The following is a 24,848-nucleotide window of genomic DNA, read 5'->3' as shown; positions in this document are numbered from 1 at the left end:
GGCGGCCTCAATAGACGTCGCGTTGGTAGCGGTGCTCGCGCTGCAGGCGCTGCAGATAATCGTCGGTGGCATCCGCGCCGAGGCCGCCTTGCGTGGCGATGATCGAGCGCAGGGCCTGGTGCACGTCGGGTGCCATGTGGCTGGCATCGCCGCAGACATAGAAGCAGGCGCCTTCCTCCAGCCAGGCGAAGACCTCACGCGCCTGTTCCTTCAGCCGGTGCTGGACATAGACCTTGTCATGGCCCTCGCGCCGGCCGTCGCGGGAAAAGGCAACGTCCATGCGGGTCAGCACCCCGGCGGACAGCATGGCCAGCCATTCGCTCTGGTAGAGGAAGTCGGTGCGGAAATTGCGCTCGCCGAACACCAGCCAGCTGCGTCCGCCGGCGCCTCGTGCCTCGCGCTCCTGCATGAAGGCCCGGTAGGGCGCCACGCCGGTGCCGGCGCCGACCATGATGATGGGCACGTCGTCGCCCGGCAGGCGGAAATGCGGATTGGCGTGGATATAGACGGGCAGCGCCTCGTCGGGCCGGGCGCGATCGGCCAGGTGCCCGGACGCAACGCCGGAGCGGGGCTCGCCTGCCAGCTCGTAGCGGACGGTGGAAACCGTCAGATGGGCTTCGTCCGGCGCGGAGGCGAGGCTCGAGGCGATGGAATAGAGCCGGGGCTGCAGGGGTCTCAAGCCGGCGATCAGGGCCTGAGGGTCAAGGCCTCTGGCAGGAAAGCGGCGGATCGCATCGAGAATATGGTGCCCGCGCATGAAGGCAGCCCGATCTTCGACCGAGGCGGGATCACAGAGGTGCCTCAGGACATCGGCACCGGTAATTTCAGCCCAATGCTCGATGAAACGCGGGGTGAGGGCGGTGATTTCGAAATGTCGGGCAAGGGCCTCCTGGATCCGAAGGGGCCTGTCCTGCACGGTGACCGTGGCCGCGGCGTCATAGCCGAGTTCGCCGATGACCGCCTCGACCAAGGCTGGATCGTTGCTCGGCATCAGGCCCAGGCAATCCCCCGGCTCATAGGCCAGTCCGGAGCCTTCCAGCGAGATTTCGACATGGCGGGTCTGCTTGGAGGAACCGCGCCCGCTGAGGACGAGGTTGTCGAGGATACGCGCGGCGAAGGGATGCCGCTTGTCGAAACCGGCGATGGCGTGCGGTTTCGCCGCTACCGAGGGGGGAACTGCCGTAGAGGCCGGCTTGGCAATATGGCCGAGCACACTCGTCATCCAGGCCGAAGCCGGTTCGTCATAGTCGACATCGCAGTCGACACGCGGCAGCAGCCTGATGGCACCGAGTTCCTCGAAACGCCGGTCGAGCCGCTTGCCTGCCTCGCAGTAGCGCTCATAGGTGGAATCGCCGAGCGCCAGCACCGCAAAGCGCAGCCCTGCCAGCCTGGGCGCCTTGCGGCTTTCGACGAATTCGAAGAAATTCGCCGCCGGCTGCGGAGGGTCTCCTTCGCCATAGGTGCTGGCGATCAGAAGGAGGTCCTGCTCGTCCTTCAAGCCGCGCAGCTTGTAGTCGGCCATGTCGAACAGCTGGGGCGAGAGGCCTTCGGACCGGGCGCGCTCGGCCAGGCTCGCAGCGAGGGCGGCACTGTTGCCGGTTTCGCTGCCATAGAGGATGGTGAGCTGGCGGCTCGACGCGATTTCCTGCTGCGTTGGCAGGAGAGGGGCGTGCGTTCCCCAGTCGCCGGCCTTGAACTCGATCCCCGCAAAGAAGCCGCTCAGCCACTGCAGCTGGCGGTTGTCGAGTGTCGTGGCCAGTACCTGGATCTGCTGCCACTGGCTTTCGGTCAGTCCGGGGCCGCGGAATTCGGTCACGCTCATGGCGGGTCTATCCCAGAGGGAGGCCTGCCACATGGACGGCAGCACCAATCAACAAATATTAGATGTGATTTTTTTGATCACCGAAACAATCCTGGCATTTGATTTGAATGCATACAAACGCATTTTCTTACCAAATAAATCCAAATTTCATGCACTTAAATTCAGATCGCGGGGAGGAGCCTGGTGGTCCAGCGAGCCAAGCCCAATCGGAGCGTCGCGCCTATCGGATCATGTCGAAATTGATGTCCCCGTAATCGGCAAACACATCCGGATGCTGCTTTCGCAGCAGGCGGAGGTTTTCGAACAGGCTGTCGAGCTGGAATTGGAGGGCGGTGACGCTGGCCTGTTCGCTTCTGGTTCTCAAGCCTTGGTAGATCGCGTCATGCTCGGCCATCACGACATCGAAACTGTTCTCGAAGGCAAAGGCGAGCCGCCTGACGCGATCGAGCTGTCCTGTCGCGACACGGAGGATGCGCCAGCTGTTGCTGACGCCGGAGATTTCGCAGATCAGCTTGTGGAAGGCGTTGTCGAGAGCGAAGAATTCATCGGTATCGTGCCGTCTGGCGGCTTCGCCCTGCAGCGACAGGCAATGCTCGAAATCCCTGGCCCAGGCTGGGACGAAGTGTCGAGCCGCAAGGCGGGTTATCCGGACCTCGAAGGTTTCCCGGACGATCTGACCAGTGAGCACTTCGCCGATGTCGATCGCGGCGACGAGAGTTCGGCCGTCCGGCTCGATGACGACGAAACGTTCGCTTGCCAATTGCAGGATGGCATCGCGTAAAGGTGGGCGCGGTATCGAAAGCCGGGCGCAGATCTCCTCTTCCTGGATTGGTTCCCCGGGGGCCAGCACCATGGCGATGATGGCGTTGCGCAACAGTTCATGGACCTGGAATGTCTCGGACAGGCCTGTATCCAGCTTGACGGCTTTGAACAAATCGAGGGCCGATGTCATCGCCTGCCCCTCTGCGCCGGATTGTTGCGGCGGACTAATCCGCTCTTTCCTCAATAAAACACCTCGCGGGGGTGAATTACAATTGCAGATATCAGTCGGCCGATCACATTTGCGCGGACAAATTCTACAAATATACTATAAAATCATTTCATCTCTCAAAGCATGCGCAAGTTCAGAGGCCTTGCCGCCGTAGGGCGCCGCCTCTGTTGGGGGGAGTCAAGAAGGGAGGCAGCGCTCGATGAATCGGCCAGTGGCTGGTTGCTTCGTCGCGCTATTGCTCGCCAGGTGGACAGGCGGTTCGGGTGGGATGGATCAGGCCAAGGCAATCAATGCGCCGCCCGCCGACAGCAAGGCGACGACGATCCAGGGTGGTATTTTCCAGACCGTGAGCAACAGGAAGCCGGTCAGCGCGAGCGCAAAGTCCCGCGGCGAAAGGACCGCGCTGGTCCAGACGGGGGTATAGAGGGCCGCAGCGAGGATGCCGACGACCGCGGCATTGGCCCCACGCATGGCGGCCTGTGCCGCAGGACGCGACCGCAGCGTGTCCCAGAAGGGCAGCATGCCATAGACCAGCAGGAGGCCCGGTGCGAAGACGGCAACCAATGCGATCAGCGCGCCCGCAATGCCGTTCGGCGTGGGTGTCATGACGGCGCCGAGATAGGCGGCGAAGGTGAAGAGTGGCCCCGGTACCGCCTGGGCCAGGCCATAGCCGGCAAGAAAAGCCTCGTTGCCGACCCAGCCTGGTGCCACCACCTCCGCCTGCAGCAGCGGCAGGACGACATGGCCGCCGCCGAAGACCAGCGCTCCCGAACGGTAGAAGGCATCGAACAGCGTCATTGCGCCGGAGAAGGCGGTATCCCGGCCGACCATACCCGCGAGCAAGGCGGGAAGGAGGAAGCAGGCCGCGAACAGAACCAGGGCGAGGATGCCCTTGCGCCGCGATACCGCAAAGCCGAGGCGCCCGACGGGGACGCTTTTTCCGGTGCGACAGAGCCAGAGCCCGGCGAGCGCACCGATCGCGATGGCGCCGATCTGGTTGAACCAGCCTGCCGTCAGGGCGGTGAGGAGGACAGCCGCCAAGGCAATGGCGACGCGTTCCCTGTCCGGCGTGAGGGTTCTAGCCATGCCCCAGATCGCCTGGGCGACGACGGCGACCGCCACCAGTTTCAGGCCGTGGAGCATGCCTGCCGCCAGGGGACCGGCCAGCGCCGATGCGCCGAGGGCAAAGGCGGTGAGGATGATGGCCGAGGGTAGGGTGAAGGCAAGCCAGGCCGCAAGACCGCCGAGCAGGCCGCCGCCCCGCAGGACGCCCAGGCAGAAGCTGACCTGGCTGGAGGCGGGGCCAGGCAGAAATTGGCAGAGTGCCACGAGATCGGCATAGCCGGCCTCGCCGATCCAGCGGCGGCGCACGACCAATTCGTCACGGAAATAGCCGAGATGGGCAATCGGCCCGCCGAAAGAGGTCAGTCCGAGCTTGAGGAAGACGCCGAAGACTTCGAGCGGCGAAGCGTCGCCTGGCCCTCCCCCTTTGGCCGCCGGGTCTTGCTCCTTCTTGCCGGCTTCGGAGGGCTGTGGAGGCCGCTTGGAAGGAACTGGTGGTCCGTCGGCCGTCATTGCCACAGTGCTCGTTTCTTCGAAAATCACTATCGATTCCCGATGATAGAGACGGCAGGTTTCGGGTCAATGACGGCACCGACGACTTGCGGCGGCACGCCTCTCAGCGCGCGCCCCAGGTATCGCTCAGCTTATAGCCTTCGGGCCAGGGGTCGGAGGGATCGAGCATGTGCTGGTGGGTGCCGGTGATCCAGGCGCGACCCGAAATCTCGGGCAGCACAGCCGGGCGGCCGCCGACCTCGACGATGCCGACGATGCGGCCCCTGAAGGTCGAGCCGATCACCGACACCGCTGTCAGGTTGTCTTCCATGGTCATCTGCCCGCGGGCATGCAGCACGGCCATGCGGGCCGACAGGGCCGTTCCCGTCGGCGAACGATCGACCTTGCCCGGCTGGATCGCCACCGCGGCTCCGGCGCGAAGGCCCTCGGCCGTGCGTTCGACGGCGCCGGCGAACAGGCAGAAGGAAAAATGTCGCCAGTCGGGATTTTCGGGGTGATGGAAGCCGAGCGCCGCGTTGGCCGCATTGGTGATCTTGACGCCGAGCGTGGCGATGTCGTGGGCCTCGTCGGGCTTGAGCGAAAAGCCCAAGGCGGCCGCATCGACGATGACGAAACTGTCGCCGCCATAGGCGGTGTCGACGGTGAGCGTACCCAGTCCTTCGACTTCAAGCTTCGCATCAAGTTTGTCTGCGAAGCTCGCGAGATTGCGTACGAAAATACGCTCGGCCTTGCCGTTCCGGCACTCCGCGCGGACGCGGACGAGCCCGCCGGGAGCCTCCAGTGTGATCTCCGTCACCGGCTCATGCATCGGCAGGATGCCGCTGTCGAGCAGCACGGTGGACACGCAGATCGAGTTGGAGCCGGACATCGGCGGGGTGTCCTCCGGCTCCATGATGATGAAGGCGGCATCGGCTTCCGGGTGCTTGGGCGGCACCAGCAGGTTGACGTGGCGGAACACGCCGCCGCGCGGTTCGTTCAGCACGAAATTGCGCAGGGTCTGGTCCCGGGCGATCCAGCGGCTCTGTTCCCAGATGGTGTCGCCGGGCGGTGGGGTGACGCCGCCGACGATGACGTCGCCGACCTCGCCCTCGGCATGGGCCGAAATCACGTGAATGGTTTTCGTGCTGCGCATGGAAGGGTCCTCAGGAAAGCCAGTTCGGCAGACGTTGGGGGGCGTGGCCGGTCAGGGCCGCAGTCACGCAATCGGCAAGGCTGCCCAGGCGCACGGCGCGGCCGGACAGGCCGGGGCCGTAATGGGCGTATTTGCCGGAATTCGTCATCACGGCACGGGTCCGTGTCGGAAAGACCGGCTCGGAAATCGAGCACCAGCACAGATCCGGCAGGACCTGCACGCCGCTGTCCTGCAGGCGCGCGAGGGTGCCGTCGCTCTGCGCTTGGTCGATGACCTGCTGCCCGGCGGTGACGATGACGGCAACATCCGCACGGCGCTGGCGGCCTGCCAGCACCTCGGCAAGGTTACGGCATTCGTCGAGCGAAGCGTGCGGGCTGCCGATGGCGACGAGTTCCACCTGTTCCGGCCCCTCGTTGAGGCGCTGCCAGGCGGCGGCCATGTCGGCGCGCGTGATGACGACAGCGTCGGCGCCATCGGCCACGGCGCTCCCAGCCTCCGGCGTGACCCCTTCGACATGCAGCATCGGTGCGGCCGAGGTGGTGCCGAAGGCGGCGCAGAGCGCCTTGAGATCGTCCCGCGAAGGACGGGCCGACGCCAGGCCGCGCAGGAGCGGGATGCGCTCGGGCGCGGCGCGGCCGGTGAGATAGCCGATCAACGGCCAGAAGGCATCGTCCACCTGGTCGGGGAGTTCGACGTTGATGATGCGGCGGGCTCGGCGGTGCTGATCGAGATAGACGCCCGACAGCGGCGCCCGCCCCGTCACCGCGATGCAGAGGTCGAGGAAGTCGGGATGCTTGGCCGTCCGCGCGCCGAGCACGGTATTGGCGAAGATCACCGCATTGGATTCGGCCCAGGCGATGGCTTCGCCGGCACGGGGGGTGCTGTCGAGCAGATAGGGCGAACAGGTGAAGGTCGGCCGGCAGCCCATGCGGACATAGGCGTCGGCGAGGCGTGCGGCTGGTGCGCCGAAGGAGGGCGGCACGCCCTGCTCCTGCCAATGGGTGCGGTCGACCGAAATGGCGTTCATGGTGGTGGGCACGCGGACGCGCGCTCCCATCTCGGCCATCTTTTCGGCAAAGGTCAGGTTGGCCGGGCTGGCATAGATGCAGCCGTCGATATGGCCCTGGGTGACGTCGACCAGCCTCTGTGCGCCCTGCTGGGCCGCCATGGCGCAGATGATGCGCATGGCCTGCTGCACCGCCGGCCCATCCCGTCCATCCAGCATGGCGCGGTCGGCCTCGGTGAGGTCGAGCCTGGCGGTGGCAGGAGGTGCGAGAGGCAAGGAAAGGCCATCGGCCTCAATGCCCGTCTCGCTGATCCGCGCGGACTTCGCCTGTGCCAAGGCTGCAAAAGCCTCCGGCGCCAGGCGCAGCACGGGCAAGGGCTTGCCGAAGAGCTCGGCTGCGATCAGGGCGCCCAGGGTCAGCACGTCCTCGGGTTCGCAGAACACCAGCGCCGCCGGTGCCCTCCCGTTGAGGACCAGGTCGAGCAGCACGCCCGAACCCGTGCAGGAGCCCCGGCTGGACGGCATCATCAGGATGCCGCCCGTCAGACAGGTCCCGTGCAGGGGGTGGTGCACGTCGATCACGCGGCCGGTGGCGGGATCGACCCCACCCCAGAAGCTGAGCGCTTCCTGGCTGATGATGACGGGCCCGTGGGCGGTGCCCGCCAGGATATTGTGCGCGGAAGGGGAGGTGCTCATTTCACCAGGAAACCGGCTCACTTGACCACGAAACCATGGGCGAAGGGGTCGCGGTCATCGATGAAGATGGTGTTGATGCCGGTCATGCGTGCCCAACCCGCGATGGAGGGGATGATGGCGTCGCGGCCGGCGACCTTGGCCGCCGCCTCGACCCGGCCCTTGAACAGCGAACCGATGATCGATTCATGCACGAATTCGTCGCCGCCCTTGAGCTTGCCCTTGGCGGCGAGCTGCGCCATGCGCGCGGAGGTGCCGGTGCCGCAGGGGGAACGGTCGATCGCCTTCTCGCCATAGAACACGGCGTTGCGGGCATGCGCGCCTGCCTGCGTGGGCTTGCCCGTCCACTGGATGTGGCTGAGGCCCTGGATCTCAGGGTGCTCGGGGTGGACGAATTCGTATTTGGCGTTCAGCGCCGCGCGCAGCTTCGGGCTCCAGCCCACCAGTTCGCCAGCGGTATGGTCGGCCATGTCGCGGAAATTCTTCTGCGGCTCGACGATGGCGTAGAAATTGCCGCCATAGGCGACGTCGACCACGATCTCGCCCAGGCCCTCGACCTCGGCGGTCAGGCCCTCGGCATGGAGGAAACCGGGCACGTTGGTGAGACGCACTTCCTCGACAAAGCGGCCTTCTTGGGCGTAGGTGATGTCGACCTTGCCGGCGGGGGCATCGATCGAGAGCTTGCCCGGTTCGCGCGGCGTGATCAGGCCGTGCTCGATGCCCATGGTGATGGTGCCGATGGTGCCGTGGCCGCACATCGGCAGGCAGCCGGAGGTCTCGATGAACAGCACGGCGACGTCGCAATCGGGCCGGGTCGGCGGATAGAGGATCGAGCCCGACATCATGTCGTGGCCGCGCGGCTCATACATCAGTCCGGTGCGGATCCAGTCAAATTCTCGCAGGAAATGGGCGCGCTTTTCCAGCATGGTCGCGCCTTTGAGAAGCGGGCCGCCGCCCGAGACCAGGCGGACGGGATTGCCGCAGGTGTGGCCGTCGATGCATGAGAACGTATGGTTGGCCATGGCAGGACCTTTTCGTCAGAAACGCTGAGGCGAGAAAGAAGTGATATCGATGGCGGGCTTATGGCCGGTCAGGAGATCGGCGACGATGCGCGCCGTCCCGGCCGACTGGGTCAGGCCGAGATGGCCGTGGCCGAAGGCGTGGATCACACGCGGCGTCGCGCTGGAACGGCCGATGGCGGGCAGGCTGTCCGGCAGGGAGGGACGGAACCCCATCCATTGCACGCCGCCTTCCGGCTTGAGGCCTGGCAGGAAGGCCTGCGCCTTCTTGAGCATGGCTGCCGAGCGACGGAAATTCGGCTTGAGCTCCAACCCGCCGAGTTCCACGGCGCCGCCGACGCGGATGCCGGTCGACAAACGAGAGACGACGAAGCCATGCCCGCCGAAGGTGATCTGGGTGTTGAGGTCGAGGGCGCCGGGCGGCAAAGTGGTGTTGTAGCCGCGCTCGGTTTCGAGCGGGATGGCCTCGCCGATGGTCCTGCTGATCCGGTGCGAGAAGGCGCCCGCCGCAAGCACGACCTGGGCGGCCCGCCGCACGCTGCCGTCCGCGCCGAGGATCTCGACGCCGTTTTCGACGGGCCGCAGCGCCTTGACTTCGGCTTGTTCGATTTGCCCGCCATTTGCGCGCAGATGGTCGGCCAGTGCCAGGGTATAGAGCTTGGGGTCGGCGATGGAATACCAGCCGGGCGTGAAGGTGCCATGGGTGAAGCGCGGGGCGAGCCCCGGCTGGATCGCGGCCATGCCGGCGGCATCGAGATGGCTGAATTCGATGCCGTGCGCCTGGCGGGCCGCCCAGCCCGGCAACGAGGCCTCGAGCTCCGCCTTGCTTTCATAGACTTGCAGATTGCCTTCCTTGCGCAGCATCGGCAGCGTGGCGGTCCGGGTGAGGAAGGGCTCGAGTTCCGCCTTGGAGAGATCCATCAGGGCAGTCTGGGCGGCGGTCGAATGGGCGACGCGCGAGGCCGAACAGGCCCGCCAGAAGCGGAACATCCAGGGGGCGATCTTCAGGGCATAGGCCGGCGGCACGCTCAGGGGGCCGAGCGGATCCAGCAGCCATTTCGGCGCCTTCTTCAGGATACCGGGCGAGGCGAGCGGCAGGATGTCGGTGAAGGCGAAAGCCCCCGCATTGCCGGCGGAAGCCCCGGCGGCCGGGCCCTCCCGGTCCAGCACCGCGACCGACAGCCCGCGCGCCTTGGCGGCGATGGCGGAAGAAAGGCCCACCACGCCGGCGCCGATGACGATGACATCGAGATCGGAACTCACCGCACGCTCGCCAGGAATTTCTGGGTTTCGGGATTTTGCGGCGCGCCGAAGAGCTGGTCCGGCGTACCGATCTCGGCCATCACGCCCTGGTGGAAGAATGCCACCCGGTTGGAGACGTCGCGGGCGAACGCCATTTCATGGGTGACGCAGATCATCGTCATGCCCTCTTCGGCCAGCATCTTGAGTGTATCGAGCACTTCGCCGACGAGCATCGGGTCGAGTGCTGATGTCACCTCGTCAAACAGCATATATTCGGGCGACATCGCAAGGGCGCGGGCGATCGCCATGCGCTGCTGCTGGCCGCCGGACATGCGGGTGGGATAGACCGAAAGCTTCTCGGCCAGCCCGACATGGCTGAGCTGCTTGACCGCGATTTCCTCGGCCTTGGCCTTGGCCATGCCGAGCACCTTGCGCGGGGCGAGCATGACGTTTTCCAGCACGGTCAGATGCGGGAAGGCGTTCCATTGCTGGAAGACGATGCCGACCTTCCGGCGCAGCCTGTTGAGGTCGGTGCTCTTGGCGTGGACCTCGGTGCCGTCGATGGTGATCCGGCCCGCATTGATCGGTTCCAGCCCGTTGATGCAGGTGAGAAGCGTCGACTTGCCCGAGCCGGATCCGCCGATGATGCTGACCACCTCGCCCTTGTCGACGGTGAGGTTGATGCCCTTCAGCACTTCGAGAGCGGCGAAGGATTTGCGGACGTTCTGGATCTCAATCATTGGGGGACCACCGTCTTTCGAGATAGCCGCCCAGCCGGGCGATGGGAAAGCTGATGAGGAAGTAGATCGCGCCGCAGATCATCAGGATGAACAGGGGTTCTTGCAGGCGGGTGACCAGGATCTGCGAGGCGCGCAGGAGCTCGATCAGGCCGAGCCAGAGCACGAGAGCGGAATCCTTCATGACGCCGAGCGTCAGGCCGATCCAGGAGGGCAGCGAGACGCGTATGGCCAGCGGCGCCACGATGTAGCGCATGTCCTGCCACCAGCTCATGCCAAGCGAACGCGCCGCCCGGCGGGTGGTCGCCGGGACCGAGCCGATGCCGCCGCGCACGATCTCGGTGCAGTAGGCGGCCGTATACAGGCTCAGCACCACGCAGGAAGTGGTGAAGGGCGGCCAGCCCAGCCGCGCGATCGACTGGAAGGCATTGGCCAGCACGAGCTGGATCAGCAGCGGCACCGAGCGGAAGATGTCGAGCAGGAAGGTCAGCGGCACCGACCAATAGGGGCCGAGCTGGACACGGATCACGCCGAAGAGGATGCCGAGGATGGTGCCGGCAGCAACCGAGACTGCGGTGACCGCCAGCGTCATGCCGGCGCCTTGGGCGAGGAAGGCGAGGTCGCTCCAGGTGAGGGCGGTGTTGAACATGATCAGCCCTCTCAATAGCGGAACATGCGCCAGGCGACCGCCCGGGCTGCCAGAGTGATGGCCTTGGCGATCAAATAGTAGATCACCGCGGCCAGCGCGAAGAATTCGAAGGTGCGGAAGGAACGGGCGTTCAGCTCCTGCGTGACGCCGGCAAGGTCCGTGTTCATGCCCACGGTGACGCCGAGCGAGGTCATCAGGATGGCCCAGACCATCTGGTTGGTGGCGGGCAGGAAGGCGACGCGCAGCATTTGCGGCACGACGATCATCCGGAAGGCTTGCAGCGAGGTCATGCCGAGCGAGCGGCCGGCGCGGGCCTGCGTGTCCGGAATGGCCTTGAGGGCACCGCGGAAATTCTCGGCCAGATAGCCGGCATTGTTGAAGGCGATGCCGGCGAGCAGCGCGGCGAAGGGCGTCAGGTGGAGGCCGAAATTACCGAGGCCGAAATGCGCCATGTAGATCTGGAACAGCGCCGGCGTGTTGCGCGCCACCTCGACCCAGGCCGTGGCGAAGCCGCCGAGCAGGCGGTTGCCGGACAGGCGGAACAGAGTGAGGAGGATGGCGATGGCGAGGCCGATCGCCATCGACAGGAGCGCGATCTGCAGCGTGACCAGGGCGCCGTCAAGGAGCTGCGGCAGCGCCTTCAGGGCCTGGTTCCAATGGAAGGCATATTTGAACATGCCGTTTCACCTCTCGAGCAGGATCGGCGGCGCGTGGGTTGCCAGCGCGCCGCCGGTGAAACGGTCAGATCAGCGATAGGAGCCGTTGACGGTGAGATTGGGAACGTTCTCGTCCACCCACTTCTTGTAGAGTTCGGCATAGCGGCCGGTGCGAACCTGCTGGTTGATGAACAGGTTGAGATAGTTGATCAGGCCGTATTCCTCGCGATTGGTGAACAGCGACACATAGTCGATGTCGAAGGGCGCCTTGCCGACCACGGCGATGCCGGCGAACTTGCCGGTCTTCACATTGGCCTGCGCGACCGTGGAGGTCGAGACGGTGGCGTCGAGCTGGCCCTGGCTGAGGGCGAGGAAGACGTCTGCCTGGGTCTGGTAGGGACGGAACTCGCCGGAACCCCAGGCCTTGACCTGCTTTTCCAGCGCGATGGCTTCATAGGTGCCGGCAGTGGCGCCAACGACCTTGCCCTTCATGTCATCGAAGGATTTGACGCCCGACTTCTCATTGGCCGTCACCGCCATCTCGAAGGCGAAATAGGGGATGGTCATGCCGACGGTCTTGGCGCGCTCCAGCGTGTCGGAGGTCGAGGCGACGCCGACATCGACACGGCCGGACATCAGGGCCGGAATACGCTCGGGGAAGGGGGTCTCGACGATCTCGGCCTTCACGCCGAGGGCCTTGGCCAGATCGTTGCAGTAATCGACGTCGAAGCCGATCGGATTGTTGTTGGCGTCGCGCGCGCCCATGGGCGGAAAGTCGAGCACGACGGCGCAGCGTAGCGTTCCCGAAGCGATGATGTCGTCCAGCTTGTCCGCCTTTGCGGGGCTGACCATGGCGATGGCGGCCATGAGGCCGAAGGCGGCGACCGATTTCCTCATTCTCACGCTCTCTCTTTGCATTGGCTCGTGTTTTTCACGGCGGAGCCACTATTGCGGTTTCACGTGCGAAATCAACTAAAAATACAACATGAATACAAAAAGAATTTTATGTGTGGGCATAAATTATTCCGGCAACGCTCTCATCCTGGCGAGCGGAGAGGGTCACGGTCTTCGGCCGTGCCGGGGATGATGGATGCTCTCATTCGGAGACGATCAGAGCGCGGACGGATTACCTCAGCTGTCCAGATCGTCCGGCAACAAGCCCTGGGGCAGGTTCTGATAGGCCACCGGCCGCAGGAAACGCCGGATCGACAGGGTGCCGACGCTGGTCGCACCGAAATTGGTCGAGGCCGGATAGGGGCCGCCATGCACCATGGCATCGACGACCTCGACGCCGGTCGGAAAGCCGTTGACGAGCACGCGCCCGGCCTTGCGCTCGAGGATGGGCAGCAGGCGGCGCGCGGCGGCGAGATCCGCTGGTTCCATGTGAATGGTCGCGGTCAACTGCCCCACGAAGGCGCGGGCCAATCGCTCCATGTCTTCCTGGGACGATGCCCGCACCACGAGGCCAAGCGGCCCGAATACCTCCTCGCCGAGCGCGTGGTCGGCGACAAAGCGCTCGCTCGAGGTTTCGAACAGGCTGGGCGAGGCTTCGCGACCGGACATCGGCGTCGCCAGCAGGGCGCGCACGGCATTGCGTGCGGTCATGCCGGCCTGGCCTTCATGATACGAGCGGGCAATGCCGTCCGACAGCATGGCCTGCGGCGATACTTTGCCAAGAGCCTCGCTGGCGGCGGCGGTGAAGCGGTCGGCATCGGGCCCGTCGATTACGATGGCGATGCCGGGATTGGTGCAGAACTGGCCGGCCCCCATCGTGAGGGATGCCGCCCAACCCTGGCCGAGGGCCTCGGGCCGTGCCTTGAGCGCTTCGGGCAGCAGGAACATCGGATTGACCGATCCGAGCTCGCCAAAGAAGGGGATTGGTTCGGGGCGGGCTGCGCACAGATCAAAGAGCGCCCGGCCGCCGGCGAGCGAGCCGGTGAAGCCGACGGCCTTGATCAGGGGGTGCTGTACGATGGCCTGGCCGATCTCGCGACTATTGCCCTGGATCAGGGAGAACACACCCGGATGCATACCACTCCGGCGGATGGCGGCGTTGACCGCTTCGGCCACGATCTCGCCCGTTCCCGGATGGGCCGAATGCCCCTTGACTACCACGGGGCAGCCGGCCGCAAGCGCGGCGGCGGTATCGCCGCCGGCGGTCGAGAAGGCGAGGGGGAAGTTGGAGGCACCGAACACCGCGACCGGGCCAATGGGGCGCTGCATCATGCGGATCTCGGGCCGCGGCGCCGGCTGGCGATCGGGCAAGGCCATATCCACGCGGCGGTCGAGATAACCGCCCAACTCGATATGATCGGCAAAGAGCCGGAACTGGCCGGTGGTGCGGGCGCGTTCCCCCTGCAGGCGCGCGACGGGCAGACCGGTTTCCTGGCTGCCGATCTCGGTGATCGCCTCGCCTCGAGCCTCGATCTCGTCGGCGAGAACACGCAGAAAGGCGGCGCGCTCCCAACGCTTGGCATAGCCGAAATGCCAGAATGCTTCCTCCGCCGCTTCGCAGGCCCGATCCACCAGCGCGCTCGTGCCGATCGAAAACTGGTGGGCCGGCCCATGGGCGGGGGCCGATGCGAAGAAGCCTTCGCCCTCGACCCAGTCACCTGCGACAAGATGCTTGCCTGTGGGAGTGAAACCCATATGCCATTCCTTCCATCACTGTAGCGGGGTCGTGCGAGCGCGAATTTTGAAACGAGCTTGTCGATTCTGTGTATACACTATGTATTTTAATCATCAAGCCGTGATATCGACAGCCACGCAGATGACCGGGAAAGGCATGCCATGACAGACAGCCGTCTTTTGACGACGAAGGAACTGAGCGAGCAGGTGGAGGCGATCTTCCGCAAGGCCGGCTTCAATGCCGACCAGGCCGGAGCCGTGACGCGCGTGATCGTTGCGGGCGAGCGCGATGCCTGCAAATCACATGGCATCTATCGTATCGAGGGCGCCTTGCGCACGGTGAAGGCCGGCAAGGTCCGCCCCGACGCTGAGCCGGTTCTGTCGGCAGAGGACGCCTCCGCCGTCGTCAAGGTCAATGCCAAGGGAGGCTTTGCCAATCCGGCCTTCGAGCTCGGCCTGCCCCTCCTGGTCGAGCGCGCCCGCACCTATGGCCTGGCCGCGCTGGTGATCAATGATTGCACCCACTTCTCGGCGCTCTGGCCTGAGGTGGAGGCCGTGACGGAGCAGGGCCTCGCTGCCCTCGTAATGTGCCCCAGCTATTCGGCCGTGGCGCCCACCGGCGGCAACAAGCCCTTGCTCGGCACCAACCCCTTCGGCTTCGGCTGGCCGCGTCAGGGCAAGCCGCCCTATGTGTTCGACTTCGCCACCTCCGTCGCGGCGCGCGGCGAGATCGAACTGCACCGGCGGGCCGGCAAGCCGTTGCCCGAGGGCTGGGCGATCGACGCCGAGGGCAGGCCGACGACGGATCCGGTAGCCGCCCTCGCCGGCGCCATGCTGCCCTTCGGCGGCCACAAGGGCTCGGCGATCGGCACGATGGTCGAATTGCTGGCCGGCATCATGATCGGGGATCTCACCAGCCCCGAAGCGTTGGAAGCCCTGGGCACCACGACCCTGGCGCCGGCGCATGGCGAACTGATCCTGGCCTTCTCGCCCGAGAAATTCGCTGCGGGGCGGCCCGGTGATCCCTTTGCCCGTGCCGAGACCTTGTTCGAGGCGATCGTCGGGCAGGGCGCCAGGTTGCCGTCCCAGCGTCGCTTTGCGGCACGAGCCAAGTCGCAGGCGGAAGGCATCGTCCTCAGCGGTACGGAAGTCGAACAGCTCGACCGGCTCTTGGCCCTCGGCCTGGCTGCGGTGGATTGAAGCCAACTCTTCCTGGGACTGCCAGCATCCTGCTGGCTCTTTGTTTCTAGCAAGCGCAATGTGTCAAAGAGCCAGCAGGATGCTGGCGGTCCCAGGGACACATGTCTTCAGTCGGTCAAACATTATGTAGCCTGGTCATCACAGGCCAGCCTTTGGGAAATCGACTCTCCCGCTATCCCAGGTAGACATATCTGCCTGGGAAGATGGATCGCGATAGCCCCCACAAATGCAAAGGCCCTCCTGATCCGGAGGGCCCTTTCGGTTCGGCAGTCTTACAAGGCCGTCAGGCGGCGCATTTCTGCACGGCGCCGGGGAGGCGGCTCCACTGCGCATACCAGGTGTCGAACAGCTTGAGCTGGGTCTCGGCATAGCCGCGCTGGCTGTCGGAGAGCACGTCGGTCTCGTTGAAGTTGAGGGTGTATTCCTTGTCGCCCTTCACCACCATCATGTGCTTGAAGAAGAGGACGAGGTCTGGCCCTTCATCGAAGGAGGAGAGCACGGCCAAAGCCTGCTCCAGTTCCTGTGCGCGCTGGCGGGCGTCGACGTCGCCGGCAGCAGCGGCCTCGGACAGCTTGCACAGATGGATCACTTCCTTGGGCAGGACATTGCCGATGCCGGTGATCGCACCGGTGGCGCCGCAATTGACGAAGCCGTGGAACACCGCGGTATCGACGCCGATCATCAGCGAGACGCCGTCGTCGCGGCTGGTGATGTTTTCCGCCGCATAGCGCATGTCGGCCGGGCCACCGAATTCCTTGAAGCCGACCAGGTTGGGGTGCTCGGCGCGCAGGGCGAAGAAGAGGTCGGCGCGCGTGGCAAAGCCGTAATAGGGGCTGTTGTAGATCACGGCCGGCAGATCGGGGGCGGCGGTGAGGATGGCCTTGAAATGCTGCTTCTGGGCCGCGACGACCGAACCGCGTGACAGGACGCGCGGGATCACCATCAAACCCTGGGCGCCGACCTTCTGGGCGTGGGCGGCATGGGCCACCGCCGAAGCGGTATTGACTGCGCCGGTGCCGACGATCACCGGGACGCCGGCCTTGACCAGGCGCTCGACGCCTTCCATGCGCTGGGCATCGGTGAGAAGGGGCCAGTCACCCATCGAGCCGCAATAGACCACGGCCGACATGCCGTCGGCGATGAGCTGCTTGCCCTTGCGCACGAGGGCCTCGAAATCCGGGCTGCGGTCCGCCTTGCACGGGGTCATCAGCGCAGGAATGACACCGGAGAAAATCTTGGCCTTCATTTCGAGCTCCTCTGTTGGCCTGGGGGATAGGCTTGATCGCAGTCCTGCACGGGTGCCGATTCCTATCGTCGGCACCTTCATACGCTTTTGTATTTTATTTGTCGACAAGAAATCGACAAGTGGCGTGACGAAATAGGTTACAGCGTCACGATCTTCGCTCTAACGCGTTGTTTCAAAGCCTCTTTACCCGTTATGGCCTGGCTCCGACGACGGCGCTTCAGAGTGCGATCTCGAGCCGGCGGTCGCGGACCAGCAATTTGCGGATTTGCTCGACGATCTGCTCGGCATGGATCTTGGCGAGTTTTTCGGCAAGGTCGACGTCGCGCGCCACGATTGCCGCGATCATGTCCTCATGCTCGTCGACGAAGCGCTGCGGCAGCCGGTCGTCGAAGGACTGGTAATAGAGGCGCAGGAAGCGCCGGCCCTCGTCGAGCAGCCGTTTGAATAGGCCGGCGAAATAGGGATTGCGGCCGGCTTCGGCAATGGTCGAGTGGAAGGCAGCATTGGTGGCAATCATCGCCAAAGCATCCTGGGCCGCGACGGCTGCCGCGAATTCGGCCTGTTGGGCACGGATCACCTCGAGATCCTGGGCGCGGTGATGCTCGGCCGCCAGCCTCGTCGTCACCCGGTACATCAGCACCAGGGCGTCGAAAAAAGGCGACATGTTGAGGAAGTCGATGCTCGATACCATGGTCGAGCGATTGGGAAGGGTGTCGATCAGTCCTTCTCCCGCCAGCCTTACCAGCGCTTCGCGGATCGGCGTGCGCGACATCTTGAACCGCTCGGCCAATTGGACTTCGTCGATCGGGCTGCCCGGCGGCAGCACCAGATCGAGGATCTCGTCGCGCAGGAGGTCATAGACCATCTTCACGCCGGAGCCACGCTTGCGCTCCGCGGAGCCACCCTTGCTCTCAATGGCCGCACCACCCGCTGCTTTCTTCTTCATTTCAGAATCCTCTTGTCGACAAGAGGGATAAAGGCGGGCGCTGAGACGATCAACCGTTTCACGACGAAAGACGAGGCCATGCCCGGGCAGGCAAGGGCGCCTGACGCAAGGAGCGTAGTTCAATGAAACAGGAATAATAATTATATTTCAATATATTGAATATGTTTCCGAAACAAAATTCTTATGATTGAAAGGCTATCCTCGTACGGCGGCACGGAAGGCAGCCGCGAGTGCGGCGAGTGCCTGGCGCGGCCGTTCATGCCTGACCCGGCTATGCAGCAACACCGGCAGACGCGGCAATTCGGGCAGGCCAAGCCTGGCGCCAACCTCGACGGCCCCGAGAGGCAGCATGCGCGGCGCCAGGGCAGCGATGCCGAGCCCGGCCATCACCGCTGCCGTCACCGCGGCGACCCCGCCGCCAACGAAACTCTCGCGCCAGGGCAGGCCAGCGTCATCGAGCAGCCGGCCGGCCATCGCGCGTACGCCGCAGGGTTCGGCCATCGTCGCCAAGGGCAAGGGTTCATCCGCCCGCTTCTGCCAGTCGGGTGCGGCAAACCAGCCGAATTTCTCCTCGGCGATCACCTCGCCATCGCTTCGGCCGGCATGGAGGCGCACGATCACACTGTCGAACTCGCGCCGGTCGAAGCTCTGCAAAAGGTCTCCCGAGGAGCCGATGCGGATCTCGATCAGAAGCTGCGGGTCCTGGGTGTTCATGCGCGCGATCAGCGCCGGCAGGTCGGGCCCGGCGACATGATCGCTGAGGCCGATGGTAAGACGCTGGCGCGCGGTCGCAAAGACGGCGAGCGCACGCTCATGTCCGGCCAGGAGTTCTCGGGCCGGTTCGAGAAAGGCGGCGCCCTGGGGTGAGAGCTGTACATAGCGGGGGGTACGCTCGACGAGGCGGCAGCCGAGCCTTTCTTCCAGCCGCTTCAGTTTCAGGCTGACGGCGGCCTGCGTCGTCTGCAGGACCTCGGCAGCCCGCGTGAAGCTGTCGAGGTCGGCGATGTGCACAAAAGCCCTGACGGCATCGAGATCGAGCGGTCGCTCTATCATTTCCATCTCTTATTACTGATATGCATATTCATAGAATATCAAAATGAGTGAGCAGCATCTAGGCTCCGATTCGATCACAGAGGAGAAACTCCATGCCGCTTACACACATCGCGATGCGTGCCGGAAAGCCGCGAGCCTATCGCCAGGCAATCTTCGATGGCCTCTACCAGGCCATGCGCGAGACCTTCGACGTGCCCGAGGACGATCAGTTCATGACCATCACCGAGCACGAGGCTGATAATTTCCGCTATGGCGCCCACTATTTCGACGTTGCCCGCAGCGACGACCTCGTGCTGATCCAGCTCACCGTAAGCAATACGCGTAGCGAGGCGCAGAAAAGGGCCTTGTTCCGACGGATCGCAGAGCGCCTTGCGGAGAATCCCGGCATTCGGTCCGAAGACGTCTTCGTCAGCCTCGTCGAGGTTGCCAAGGTGAACTGGTCCCTCGGCCACGGCCTGGCGCAATATGGCTGAGGCGATGGCTGATACCAACGCCACGATGTTTGACTCACGCGTCATTGCGAGCGTAGCGAAGCAATCCAGGAGCCATGGCCACCGCGTCTAGAAGTCCTGGATTGCTTCGCTACGCTCGCAATGACGCTGCTTGGTCGGTCAAGCATCAATACCGTTGGTATTGCGGCATATCGAGCTTCAGGCGCCGCCATCGTCCCTGAGATGATCGGCGAAAGTCGATCCACGATACGTCTGCCGAAACAACCCTGCCTCGGTCAGCTGAGGCACGAGATCCTCGAGGGCCAGCCGGAGCGCTTCGGCCGATCCGCCCGGCAGGATGACGAAGCCGTCGATCGCGCCGGCGCTCGCCCATTGCCGGACCTGCCCGGCGGCGTCCTGCGCCGTTCCGATGACGCGCCAATGTGCCGAGCCGATCACCTCGGGTCGGGTCAGGAGTTCGGTGACCGTCGGCTGTTCGTTGCGGATCAGGCGAAGCAGGAGTTCCGCATGGGTGCGGCTGCGCAATGCCGGGGTCACCTCAGGCAGATCGGCCGCAGTGACGCGGCGGTCGTCAGGCCAGTGCGAGAGGTCGAGGCCCGTCATGTCCCGGATGGCCTTGAACCTGCGCCCCGTATCGGCGCGGGCATGGGTCTGTGCAAAGAGTGCCCGCGCCTCGCTCCGATTGGAAGCGAGATAGAGGCTGAGGCCCGGCAGCACGCGAATGTCGTCGGCTCTGCGGCCATGGCCGAGTGCGCGCTGCCTGAGATCGCTGCGCAACTCCAGCGCGGCTGCCATGTCGGGGGTCGAGGCGAAGATCGCGTCGGCGACGGAAGCGGCGAAATCGCGACCCGTCGGCGAAGCGCCGGCCTGGATCAGCGGAATCGAGGATGTGCCATAGGCCGGCAGATTGAGCGGCCCCTTGACGCTGAAACGGGCGCCCACGTGATCGATCGGCCGCACGAGGGCTGAATCGGCATAGCGGCCGCTCTCGCGATCCTGCTTCAGGGCGTCCTGCGGATAGCTCGCCCAGAGCCTGCGCACGATTTGCGTGAATTCGGCGGCACGCTCATAGCGTTCCCCGGCCGAGGGCATGGCCGGCAGGCCGAAATTCTCGTTGCCGTCCAGTGCCGTGACGATGTTCCAGCCGACCCGGCCCTTGCTCAGCCAGTTGAGGGATTGCAGCTGGCGCGCCACCACATAGGGCGAATTGAAGGTGGTGGAGATGGTGGTGAGCAGGCCGATATGGCTGGTTTCGCGCGCCATGGTCGCCAGCAGGATGGTGGGATCGAGGCTGCCGAAGCCGGGGCCGGTTTCGAGCGCATGGGGATCGAGGAAAAGCGTGTCGGGCCGGAAGACGAAATCCAGCCTGGCCGCCTCAGCCCGTTTGGCAATGTCCAGATAGAATTCATCAGAGTAAATATTCTCGATGTCGCTGTCTAAGCGCCGCCAACCATCGCCACTCAGCCAAGTCGGAGCCAAAGAAAGCCCGATATGCAATCTTCTTTTGATTTCCATACCTTGTTGTTTGACCTCCAATCGGTGCAGTATTGAACTATTTTAAAGTATCTCTATTTCAATTTTAGAATTGCGTGATGATTTACCGTAACTTAATCTGTATTCAAGCGTGATTTGCGTTGGATGATTACACGGTGCTCAGGACGAACAATGTGGTGGCCGGCTATGGCGGGCAGCCCGTCTTGCGGGGCGTGTCGGTCGATTTCGAGCCTGGACGCCTGAATGTCCTGATCGGACCGAATGGGTGCGGAAAATCGACCCTGCTGAAGGCGATCATGGGCTTCCTGCCCGTCGGGGCCGGCGAGATCACCCTGGCGGGACAGCCGATCCGGACCATCGGGCGCAAGGCGCTCGCCCGCGAGATCGCCTACCTGCCGCAGGACAGCCACTGTCCCGACTATATGACGCTGGGCGAGCTGATCGAACTGGCCGGCTATGCCCGCACGTCGGCGATCACAGGCCCGAGCGCGCGTGACCGGCTGCTGTTCCAGCAGGCTCTCGAAAGAGTGGGCCTTGCCGATATGGCGCATCGGCCGCTTACCTCACTTTCCGGCGGCCAAAGGCAACGCGCCTGGATCGCCATGGTGCTGGCCCAGGACACCCCCATCATTTTGATGGACGAGCCGGTGAACCATCTCGACTTGAAATATCAATATGCCGTGCTCGAGCTGGTGCGGGACCTTGCTCTCGACCAGGGCAAGACCGTCGTCATGGTGCTGCACGACATCAATCTGGCGACCACCTTCGCGGACGAGGCAGTGATGCTGCATGGAGGGCAGGTGATCGCCAAGGGACCGATCGAGAAGGTCATGACCTCAGCCAATGTCGGCCGGGTGTTCGATCTCGACGTCGACATCTTCGAGAGGCAGGGCCGGCTTGTCTGCCTGCCGCGCGCGCAAGCGGAAAAGCCGGTTCCGGCATGATCCGACGCTGGCTGTTTCTCGCCGCCGCGCTGGCGGCGCTCATTGCGCTCCTCGTCGCCACTCTGAGCCTGGGGGCCGAGGCCATTGCATTGTCCGAGGTGGTCGGAGCCATCCTGCGCTTCGAGCCGGCGAGCTATGACGACTATGTCGTCATCTATCAGAGGCTGCCGCGGGCGCTGATCGCGATCTATGCAGGCGCAGCGACGGCTTGCGGCGGCCTCGTCCTGCAGGGATTGACCCGCAACCCGCTCGCTTCTCCCTCGACCCTGGGGATCAATGCGGGCGCCACGGCCTTCGTCATCGCCGGCGCCTATCTTTTCGATTTCGGCCTCGATGCCCAGGGCTTTGCGGCCCTCGCCGGCGCCCTGGCCGGGTTTGCCACCAGCCTGCTGGTGGCCCGGCTTGCCGGACTGTCGCATGATCCGCGCGGCCTGGCGCTCATCCTGGCCGGTGCGTTGGTCTCGATGTTCTTCATCGGCATAGCCAATGCCTTCCTGCTCTCCGATCCGGCCCGGCGCATGGATTTCCTCGGCTGGGTGAGCGGCAACATCAACCATGTCTATGCCGACCGCCTGTTGCGCTTCTGGTGGATCGGCCTGATCGGGTTGGTTGGGCTGCAATTGCTGGCCCGGCCGCTCACTGTGATCGCCCTCGGCGACGGCAAGGCCACGTCGCTCGGCGTCGACGTTATCAGGGTTTCGCGCCTCGCCCTGACGGCTGTGGCGCTCGCCGCCGGCTCGGCCGTGGCGATCTGCGGGCCGATCGGCTTCGTCGGTCTGGTGGTGCCGCATCTGGTCCGGCCCTTCGTCGGCGGCGGCTTCAAGCTCGGCCTGCCGGCCTGCGCCGTCTGCGGCGCAGGCCTCACTTTGCTGGCGGACCTTGCCGCGCGCGAGGCCTTCAAACCCTATGTCCTGCACACCGGCGTGCTCATGGACCTCATGGGCGGCGTGGTCTTCGCCATGATCGTCCGGCGCTATTATCTCGGCACGGCCGCGAGGAGCCCGTCGTGAGGCTGGCGCGGGCTGTCGACGGCAAGGCCGTGCTGCGCTGGCCCGGCGGCCTGCAGATCCGGCTCGGCAATCTCTATGCCGGCTTCTTCCTGATCCTGGCTGCCATCGCCTTGACGGCACTGTCGCTCGGCACGGGATCGATCAAGGCCGGGCTGGGCGACCTTGCCGCTGCCCTCGGCGCCGCGCCGCTCGATCCCGACAAGGCCTATGCCTTGTGGGATGTCCGGCTGCCTCGCATTGTCACAGGTTTTCTTGCCGGCTGGCTGGTGGCGATGGCCGCCTCGATGCTGCAGTCGCTCACGCGTAATCCTCTCGCCGATCCGGGGCTGCTGGGACTCAGCCAGGGCTCGATGATCATGATCATGCTGCTCCTGATCTATGCTCCGACGGCGCCAAAGGCCCTGGTTCCCCTGGCGGCGCTGGGGGGAGGGCTCGGCGTGGCGCTGGCGCTGCTTTTCCTGGTCGGGCGCGAGCGTTCGAACGGCCTCGCCATCCTCTTGATGGGCATCGCGATCGAGACCGTGCTGTCCTCGATCGCCTCGCTGCTCATCCTCTACACGCCGAGCGAAACCTCCTACGCCCTGTCGAGCTGGCTGGCGGGGTCGCTGTTCCAGGCGAGCTGGGCGGGGATCGCCGCGTTGGCCCCCTGGTTCCTGCTCAGCCTTCCCGCCTCCTTCCTGGCCGGGCACGCCCTCGGCCCCTATGAGCTCGGCGAGGAGATGGCGATGGCGCTGGGCGAGCCGATCGGCTGGTCGCGGCCGATCGTGCTCGTGCTCGCCGTGCTGCTGGGGGCAGCCGCCGTCACCGCCGTGGGCCCGCTGATGTTCCTGGGCGTGCTGGCGCCTCAGCTGGTCGGCTTCCTCTCACCCGCGCTGGCGCGGGCGAGGCTCTTCCTGGCCGGGCTGATGGGCGGGGTCCTGGTGATAGCGGCCGACGGGCTGACGAGGGCCGTGGCCGGCGAGCTCGCCATGCCGCTCGGACTGGGCCTCACCTTGGTCGGCGTGCCGCTCTTCATCCTCTCCCTGCGCCTAAGGGCGCTCAAACTGTTTCGGACACACTGAAAGGCAAGACCATGCGCAACACTATGCGATGGGCCGTTTTGATCCCGGCCATGCTGGCGGCACAGATGGCTTTGGCCGGCGCGCAGACGGCACTGGCAGGGGACCGCGCGGTGACAGACGATACCGGGCGTTCCGTCACCATTCCCCAGGATCCGAAACGGATCATTGTGCTGCATGAGCCGCTTCTGGGGCTGCCGCTTCTGGACCTCGGCGTCGACGTCACGGGCAGCTATGGCCGCTCCGACGACGGGCGGATGCTCACCGCCGTCGACTTCATCGACACGGTCTTGGCGAAAAAAGGCCCCAAGCCGACCGGCATCGGGGCGGTCGGCCAGATCGATCTCGAAAAAGTGCGTAAGCTCGATCCCGACCTGATCATCGGCACGGAGCGCGATGTCGACAAGGCCGGTCAGCTCTCGGCTATTGCCCCGGTCTATCTGCAAAAGGCCAGTACCGGCAGGACGCGCGGCATCGGCGTCGAGGAGGATCTGGCCAGGCTTCTCGGTCGGCAGGATGAATTCGCAGCGCGGAAAAAGGCCTATCTCGACCGTGTCGCCGCCCTCAGGGCCAAGCTGCCGCCCAGCGAGCGGGAGCGGACTTACATGGCCGTCATCGTGCATGACCAGGTCAACTTGGTCGGTGAGATCTCGGGCGCGATTCAGGCCCTGGAGGATCTCGGCTATCATCCCGCCAAGGTGGACGGCATGGGGGCCGGCAAAGGCCTCGGCTCGATCTTCGCCACGCCGCTGAGCCCGGAGATCTTCGGCCGCGCCGATCCCGATCTTCTGGTGATCATGAACAGCTATGCCGAGAAGGACCGCTCGGAAGCGGCGATCCGAGCCCGCCTCGACAAGATCATGCCGGGCTGGGACAAGTTCCTCAAGCCGGCCCGGGAAGGGCGCATTCTCTATCTCGACTCCGGCGAGGTCGCCACTCCCACCATTGCCAGCGCAGAGCATACTCTCGACGCCTTTGGCGCCAGGAAGGAGTGATGCGGGGCTACCATAATGCCATGATGCGTAAAGGCTGATCCGTCATTGCGAGCGCAGCGGAGCAATCCAGGAGCTTGAAGGCATAGAGTTTACGGCTCCTGGATTGCTCCGCTGCGCTCGCAATGACGGAATTGGTGAGTCGCACTTTATGCAGGCTCGTATAAAGTATGAGCCCGACTCTTCCTGGGAGCGCGGACGAGGACGTCCATAGGCGCTAAGATAAGGCGAGAGGCGCGAGGCCGGCCACCCCTTCGCCCCGTTTACGGGGAGAAGGTAAGGATGAGGGGCGGCGCGACCTCA

General features: G+C 64.8%; 22 protein-coding genes. 6 read left to right on the top strand and 16 right to left on the bottom strand.

The genetic code is table 11. The annotated features are described in order from the left end of the window. Positions 1 to 7: 7 nt before the first annotated feature. The 12 genes from BA190_RS25125 to BA190_RS25070 form a co-directional block, all read right to left on the bottom strand. Positions 8 to 1,822 (bottom strand): assimilatory sulfite reductase (NADPH) flavoprotein subunit, encoded by a 1,815-nt coding sequence (locus tag BA190_RS25125; RefSeq protein WP_068294173.1) that lies wholly within the window; start codon positions 1,820 to 1,822, stop codon positions 8 to 10. A gap of 220 nt (positions 1,823 to 2,042) precedes the next feature. Next, complete coding sequence (locus tag BA190_RS25120; RefSeq protein ID WP_068294171.1) at positions 2,043 to 2,774, bottom strand: GntR family transcriptional regulator; 732 nt, start codon at positions 2,772 to 2,774, stop codon at positions 2,043 to 2,045. A gap of 312 nt (positions 2,775 to 3,086) precedes the next feature. Beyond that, positions 3,087 to 4,388 carry a chromate efflux transporter gene (gene chrA, locus BA190_RS25115; protein WP_068294168.1) on the bottom strand — a complete coding sequence of 434 codons (1,302 nt, stop codon included), beginning with the start codon at positions 4,386 to 4,388 and terminating at the stop codon, positions 3,087 to 3,089. 103 nt (positions 4,389 to 4,491) lie between these two features. Further along, positions 4,492 to 5,520: a proline racemase family protein gene (locus tag BA190_RS25110; RefSeq protein WP_068294166.1), complete on the bottom strand. Its 1,029-nt coding sequence runs from the start codon at positions 5,518 to 5,520 to the stop codon at positions 4,492 to 4,494. Between the two features lie 10 nt (positions 5,521 to 5,530). Then, positions 5,531 to 7,222 (bottom strand): aconitase X, encoded by a 1,692-nt coding sequence (locus BA190_RS25105; protein WP_068294163.1) that lies wholly within the window; start codon positions 7,220 to 7,222, stop codon positions 5,531 to 5,533. A gap of 17 nt (positions 7,223 to 7,239) precedes the next feature. Further along, a complete protein-coding gene (locus tag BA190_RS25100) occupies positions 7,240 to 8,241 on the bottom strand; it encodes a 4-hydroxyproline epimerase (protein WP_068294161.1) in 1,002 nt (333 codons plus the stop codon). A gap of 15 nt (positions 8,242 to 8,256) precedes the next feature. Beyond that, positions 8,257 to 9,501: an FAD-binding oxidoreductase gene (locus BA190_RS25095; protein ID WP_068294158.1), complete on the bottom strand. Its 1,245-nt coding sequence runs from the start codon at positions 9,499 to 9,501 to the stop codon at positions 8,257 to 8,259. Then, the gene (locus BA190_RS25090; RefSeq protein ID WP_068294155.1) at positions 9,498 to 10,220 is read right to left on the bottom strand and encodes an amino acid ABC transporter ATP-binding protein; all 723 of its coding nucleotides are present in this window, start codon (positions 10,218 to 10,220) and stop codon (positions 9,498 to 9,500) included. The genes BA190_RS25095 and BA190_RS25090 overlap by 4 nt, the downstream gene beginning before the upstream one ends. Continuing rightward, entirely contained in the window at positions 10,213 to 10,866 is a 654-nt protein-coding gene (locus tag BA190_RS25085; RefSeq protein WP_068294152.1) for an amino acid ABC transporter permease, read from the bottom strand. Before BA190_RS25085 ends, BA190_RS25090 begins: the two co-directional genes overlap by 8 nt. 11 nt (positions 10,867 to 10,877) lie before the next feature. Next, positions 10,878 to 11,543, bottom strand: a complete 666-nt coding sequence (locus BA190_RS25080) for an amino acid ABC transporter permease (RefSeq protein ID WP_068294149.1) — start codon at positions 11,541 to 11,543, stop codon at positions 10,878 to 10,880. 69 nt (positions 11,544 to 11,612) lie between these two features. Continuing rightward, on the bottom strand, positions 11,613 to 12,419 hold the full coding sequence (locus tag BA190_RS25075; protein WP_068294147.1) for a transporter substrate-binding domain-containing protein: 807 nt from the start codon (positions 12,417 to 12,419) through the stop codon (positions 11,613 to 11,615). Between the two features lie 234 nt (positions 12,420 to 12,653). Then, positions 12,654 to 14,171 (bottom strand): aldehyde dehydrogenase (NADP(+)), encoded by a 1,518-nt coding sequence (locus BA190_RS25070; protein ID WP_068294145.1) that lies wholly within the window; start codon positions 14,169 to 14,171, stop codon positions 12,654 to 12,656. A 141-nt stretch (positions 14,172 to 14,312) separates the two neighbouring features. Here BA190_RS25070 and BA190_RS25065 point away from each other — a divergent pair, with 141 nt between their 5' ends. Continuing rightward, entirely contained in the window at positions 14,313 to 15,350 is a 1,038-nt protein-coding gene (locus BA190_RS25065; RefSeq protein ID WP_068294142.1) for an Ldh family oxidoreductase, read from the top strand. 283 nt (positions 15,351 to 15,633) lie between these two features. Here BA190_RS25065 and BA190_RS25060 read toward each other — a convergent pair whose 3' ends face one another. The 3 genes from BA190_RS25060 to BA190_RS25050 all read right to left on the bottom strand — a co-directional run bounded on the left by BA190_RS25060 (position 15,634) and on the right by BA190_RS25050 (position 18,595). Beyond that, positions 15,634 to 16,596, bottom strand: a complete 963-nt coding sequence (locus BA190_RS25060) for a dihydrodipicolinate synthase family protein (RefSeq protein WP_068294139.1) — start codon at positions 16,594 to 16,596, stop codon at positions 15,634 to 15,636. 217 nt (positions 16,597 to 16,813) lie between these two features. Continuing rightward, complete coding sequence (locus BA190_RS25055; protein WP_068294136.1) at positions 16,814 to 17,542, bottom strand: GntR family transcriptional regulator; 729 nt, start codon at positions 17,540 to 17,542, stop codon at positions 16,814 to 16,816. A gap of 195 nt (positions 17,543 to 17,737) precedes the next feature. Then, a complete protein-coding gene (locus BA190_RS25050) occupies positions 17,738 to 18,595 on the bottom strand; it encodes a LysR substrate-binding domain-containing protein (RefSeq protein WP_068294283.1) in 858 nt (285 codons plus the stop codon). A gap of 92 nt (positions 18,596 to 18,687) precedes the next feature. Between BA190_RS25050 and BA190_RS25045 the strand changes: the two genes are divergently transcribed. Then, positions 18,688 to 19,068 carry a tautomerase family protein gene (locus tag BA190_RS25045; RefSeq protein WP_068294134.1) on the top strand — a complete coding sequence of 127 codons (381 nt, stop codon included), beginning with the start codon at positions 18,688 to 18,690 and terminating at the stop codon, positions 19,066 to 19,068. Between the two features lie 177 nt (positions 19,069 to 19,245). Here the strand turns inward: BA190_RS25045 and BA190_RS25040 are convergent, their stop codons facing one another. After that, complete coding sequence (locus BA190_RS25040; protein ID WP_068294131.1) at positions 19,246 to 20,562, bottom strand: NtaA/DmoA family FMN-dependent monooxygenase; 1,317 nt, start codon at positions 20,560 to 20,562, stop codon at positions 19,246 to 19,248. 134 nt (positions 20,563 to 20,696) lie between these two features. Here BA190_RS25040 and BA190_RS25035 point away from each other — a divergent pair, with 134 nt between their 5' ends. From BA190_RS25035 to BA190_RS25020, 4 genes are read left to right on the top strand one after another with little or no spacing between them, the layout of a single operon-like run. Continuing rightward, positions 20,697 to 21,485 (top strand): ABC transporter ATP-binding protein, encoded by a 789-nt coding sequence (locus BA190_RS25035; RefSeq protein WP_068294280.1) that lies wholly within the window; start codon positions 20,697 to 20,699, stop codon positions 21,483 to 21,485. Beyond that, on the top strand, positions 21,482 to 22,495 hold the full coding sequence (locus tag BA190_RS25030; protein WP_068294129.1) for an iron ABC transporter permease: 1,014 nt from the start codon (positions 21,482 to 21,484) through the stop codon (positions 22,493 to 22,495). Before BA190_RS25035 ends, BA190_RS25030 begins: the two co-directional genes overlap by 4 nt. Beyond that, complete coding sequence (locus tag BA190_RS25025) at positions 22,492 to 23,556, top strand: iron ABC transporter permease (protein WP_068294126.1); 1,065 nt, start codon at positions 22,492 to 22,494, stop codon at positions 23,554 to 23,556. The genes BA190_RS25030 and BA190_RS25025 overlap by 4 nt, the downstream gene beginning before the upstream one ends. An 11-nt stretch (positions 23,557 to 23,567) precedes the next feature. Further along, positions 23,568 to 24,548, top strand: coding sequence for an ABC transporter substrate-binding protein (locus tag BA190_RS25020; RefSeq protein WP_245314951.1), 981 nt, complete (start codon positions 23,568 to 23,570; stop codon positions 24,546 to 24,548). Positions 24,549 to 24,848 lie beyond the last annotated feature (300 nt).

This window comes from Labrys sp. WJW, from assembly GCF_001676615.1.
GTDB lineage: Bacteria > Pseudomonadota > Alphaproteobacteria > Rhizobiales > Labraceae > Labrys > Labrys sedimenti.
This window is presented reverse-complemented; position numbering and strand designations above follow the sequence as displayed.

What these genes read in the sequence shown, in the direction of transcription:
- BA190_RS25040 (WP_068294131.1), bottom strand. Translation starts at nt 20,562, where the DNA reads ATGGAAATCAAAAGAAGATTGCATATCGGGCTTTCTTTGGCTCCGACT.
- BA190_RS25080 (WP_068294149.1), bottom strand. Translation starts at nt 11,543, where the DNA reads ATGTTCAAATATGCCTTCCATTGGAACCAGGCCCTGAAGGCGCTGCCG.
- BA190_RS25075 (WP_068294147.1), bottom strand. Translation starts at nt 12,419, where the DNA reads ATGAGGAAATCGGTCGCCGCCTTCGGCCTCATGGCCGCCATCGCCATG.
- BA190_RS25065 (WP_068294142.1), top strand. Translation starts at nt 14,313, where the DNA reads ATGACAGACAGCCGTCTTTTGACGACGAAGGAACTGAGCGAGCAGGTG.
- BA190_RS25030 (WP_068294129.1), top strand. Translation starts at nt 21,482, where the DNA reads ATGATCCGACGCTGGCTGTTTCTCGCCGCCGCGCTGGCGGCGCTCATT.
- BA190_RS25055 (WP_068294136.1), bottom strand. Translation starts at nt 17,542, where the DNA reads ATGAAGAAGAAAGCAGCGGGTGGTGCGGCCATTGAGAGCAAGGGTGGC.
- BA190_RS25090 (WP_068294155.1), bottom strand. Translation starts at nt 10,220, where the DNA reads ATGATTGAGATCCAGAACGTCCGCAAATCCTTCGCCGCTCTCGAAGTG.
- BA190_RS25060 (WP_068294139.1), bottom strand. Translation starts at nt 16,596, where the DNA reads ATGAAGGCCAAGATTTTCTCCGGTGTCATTCCTGCGCTGATGACCCCG.
- BA190_RS25105 (WP_068294163.1), bottom strand. Translation starts at nt 7,222, where the DNA reads ATGAGCACCTCCCCTTCCGCGCACAATATCCTGGCGGGCACCGCCCAC.
- BA190_RS25120 (WP_068294171.1), bottom strand. Translation starts at nt 2,774, where the DNA reads ATGACATCGGCCCTCGATTTGTTCAAAGCCGTCAAGCTGGATACAGGC.
- BA190_RS25045 (WP_068294134.1), top strand. Translation starts at nt 18,688, where the DNA reads ATGCCGCTTACACACATCGCGATGCGTGCCGGAAAGCCGCGAGCCTAT.
- chrA (WP_068294168.1), bottom strand. Translation starts at nt 4,388, where the DNA reads ATGACGGCCGACGGACCACCAGTTCCTTCCAAGCGGCCTCCACAGCCC.
- BA190_RS25110 (WP_068294166.1), bottom strand. Translation starts at nt 5,520, where the DNA reads ATGCGCAGCACGAAAACCATTCACGTGATTTCGGCCCATGCCGAGGGC.
- BA190_RS25100 (WP_068294161.1), bottom strand. Translation starts at nt 8,241, where the DNA reads ATGGCCAACCATACGTTCTCATGCATCGACGGCCACACCTGCGGCAAT.
- BA190_RS25125 (WP_068294173.1), bottom strand. Translation starts at nt 1,822, where the DNA reads ATGAGCGTGACCGAATTCCGCGGCCCCGGACTGACCGAAAGCCAGTGG.
- BA190_RS25070 (WP_068294145.1), bottom strand. Translation starts at nt 14,171, where the DNA reads ATGGGTTTCACTCCCACAGGCAAGCATCTTGTCGCAGGTGACTGGGTC.
- BA190_RS25050 (WP_068294283.1), bottom strand. Translation starts at nt 18,595, where the DNA reads ATGATAGAGCGACCGCTCGATCTCGATGCCGTCAGGGCTTTTGTGCAC.
- BA190_RS25020 (WP_245314951.1), top strand. Translation starts at nt 23,568, where the DNA reads ATGCGCAACACTATGCGATGGGCCGTTTTGATCCCGGCCATGCTGGCG.
- BA190_RS25085 (WP_068294152.1), bottom strand. Translation starts at nt 10,866, where the DNA reads ATGTTCAACACCGCCCTCACCTGGAGCGACCTCGCCTTCCTCGCCCAA.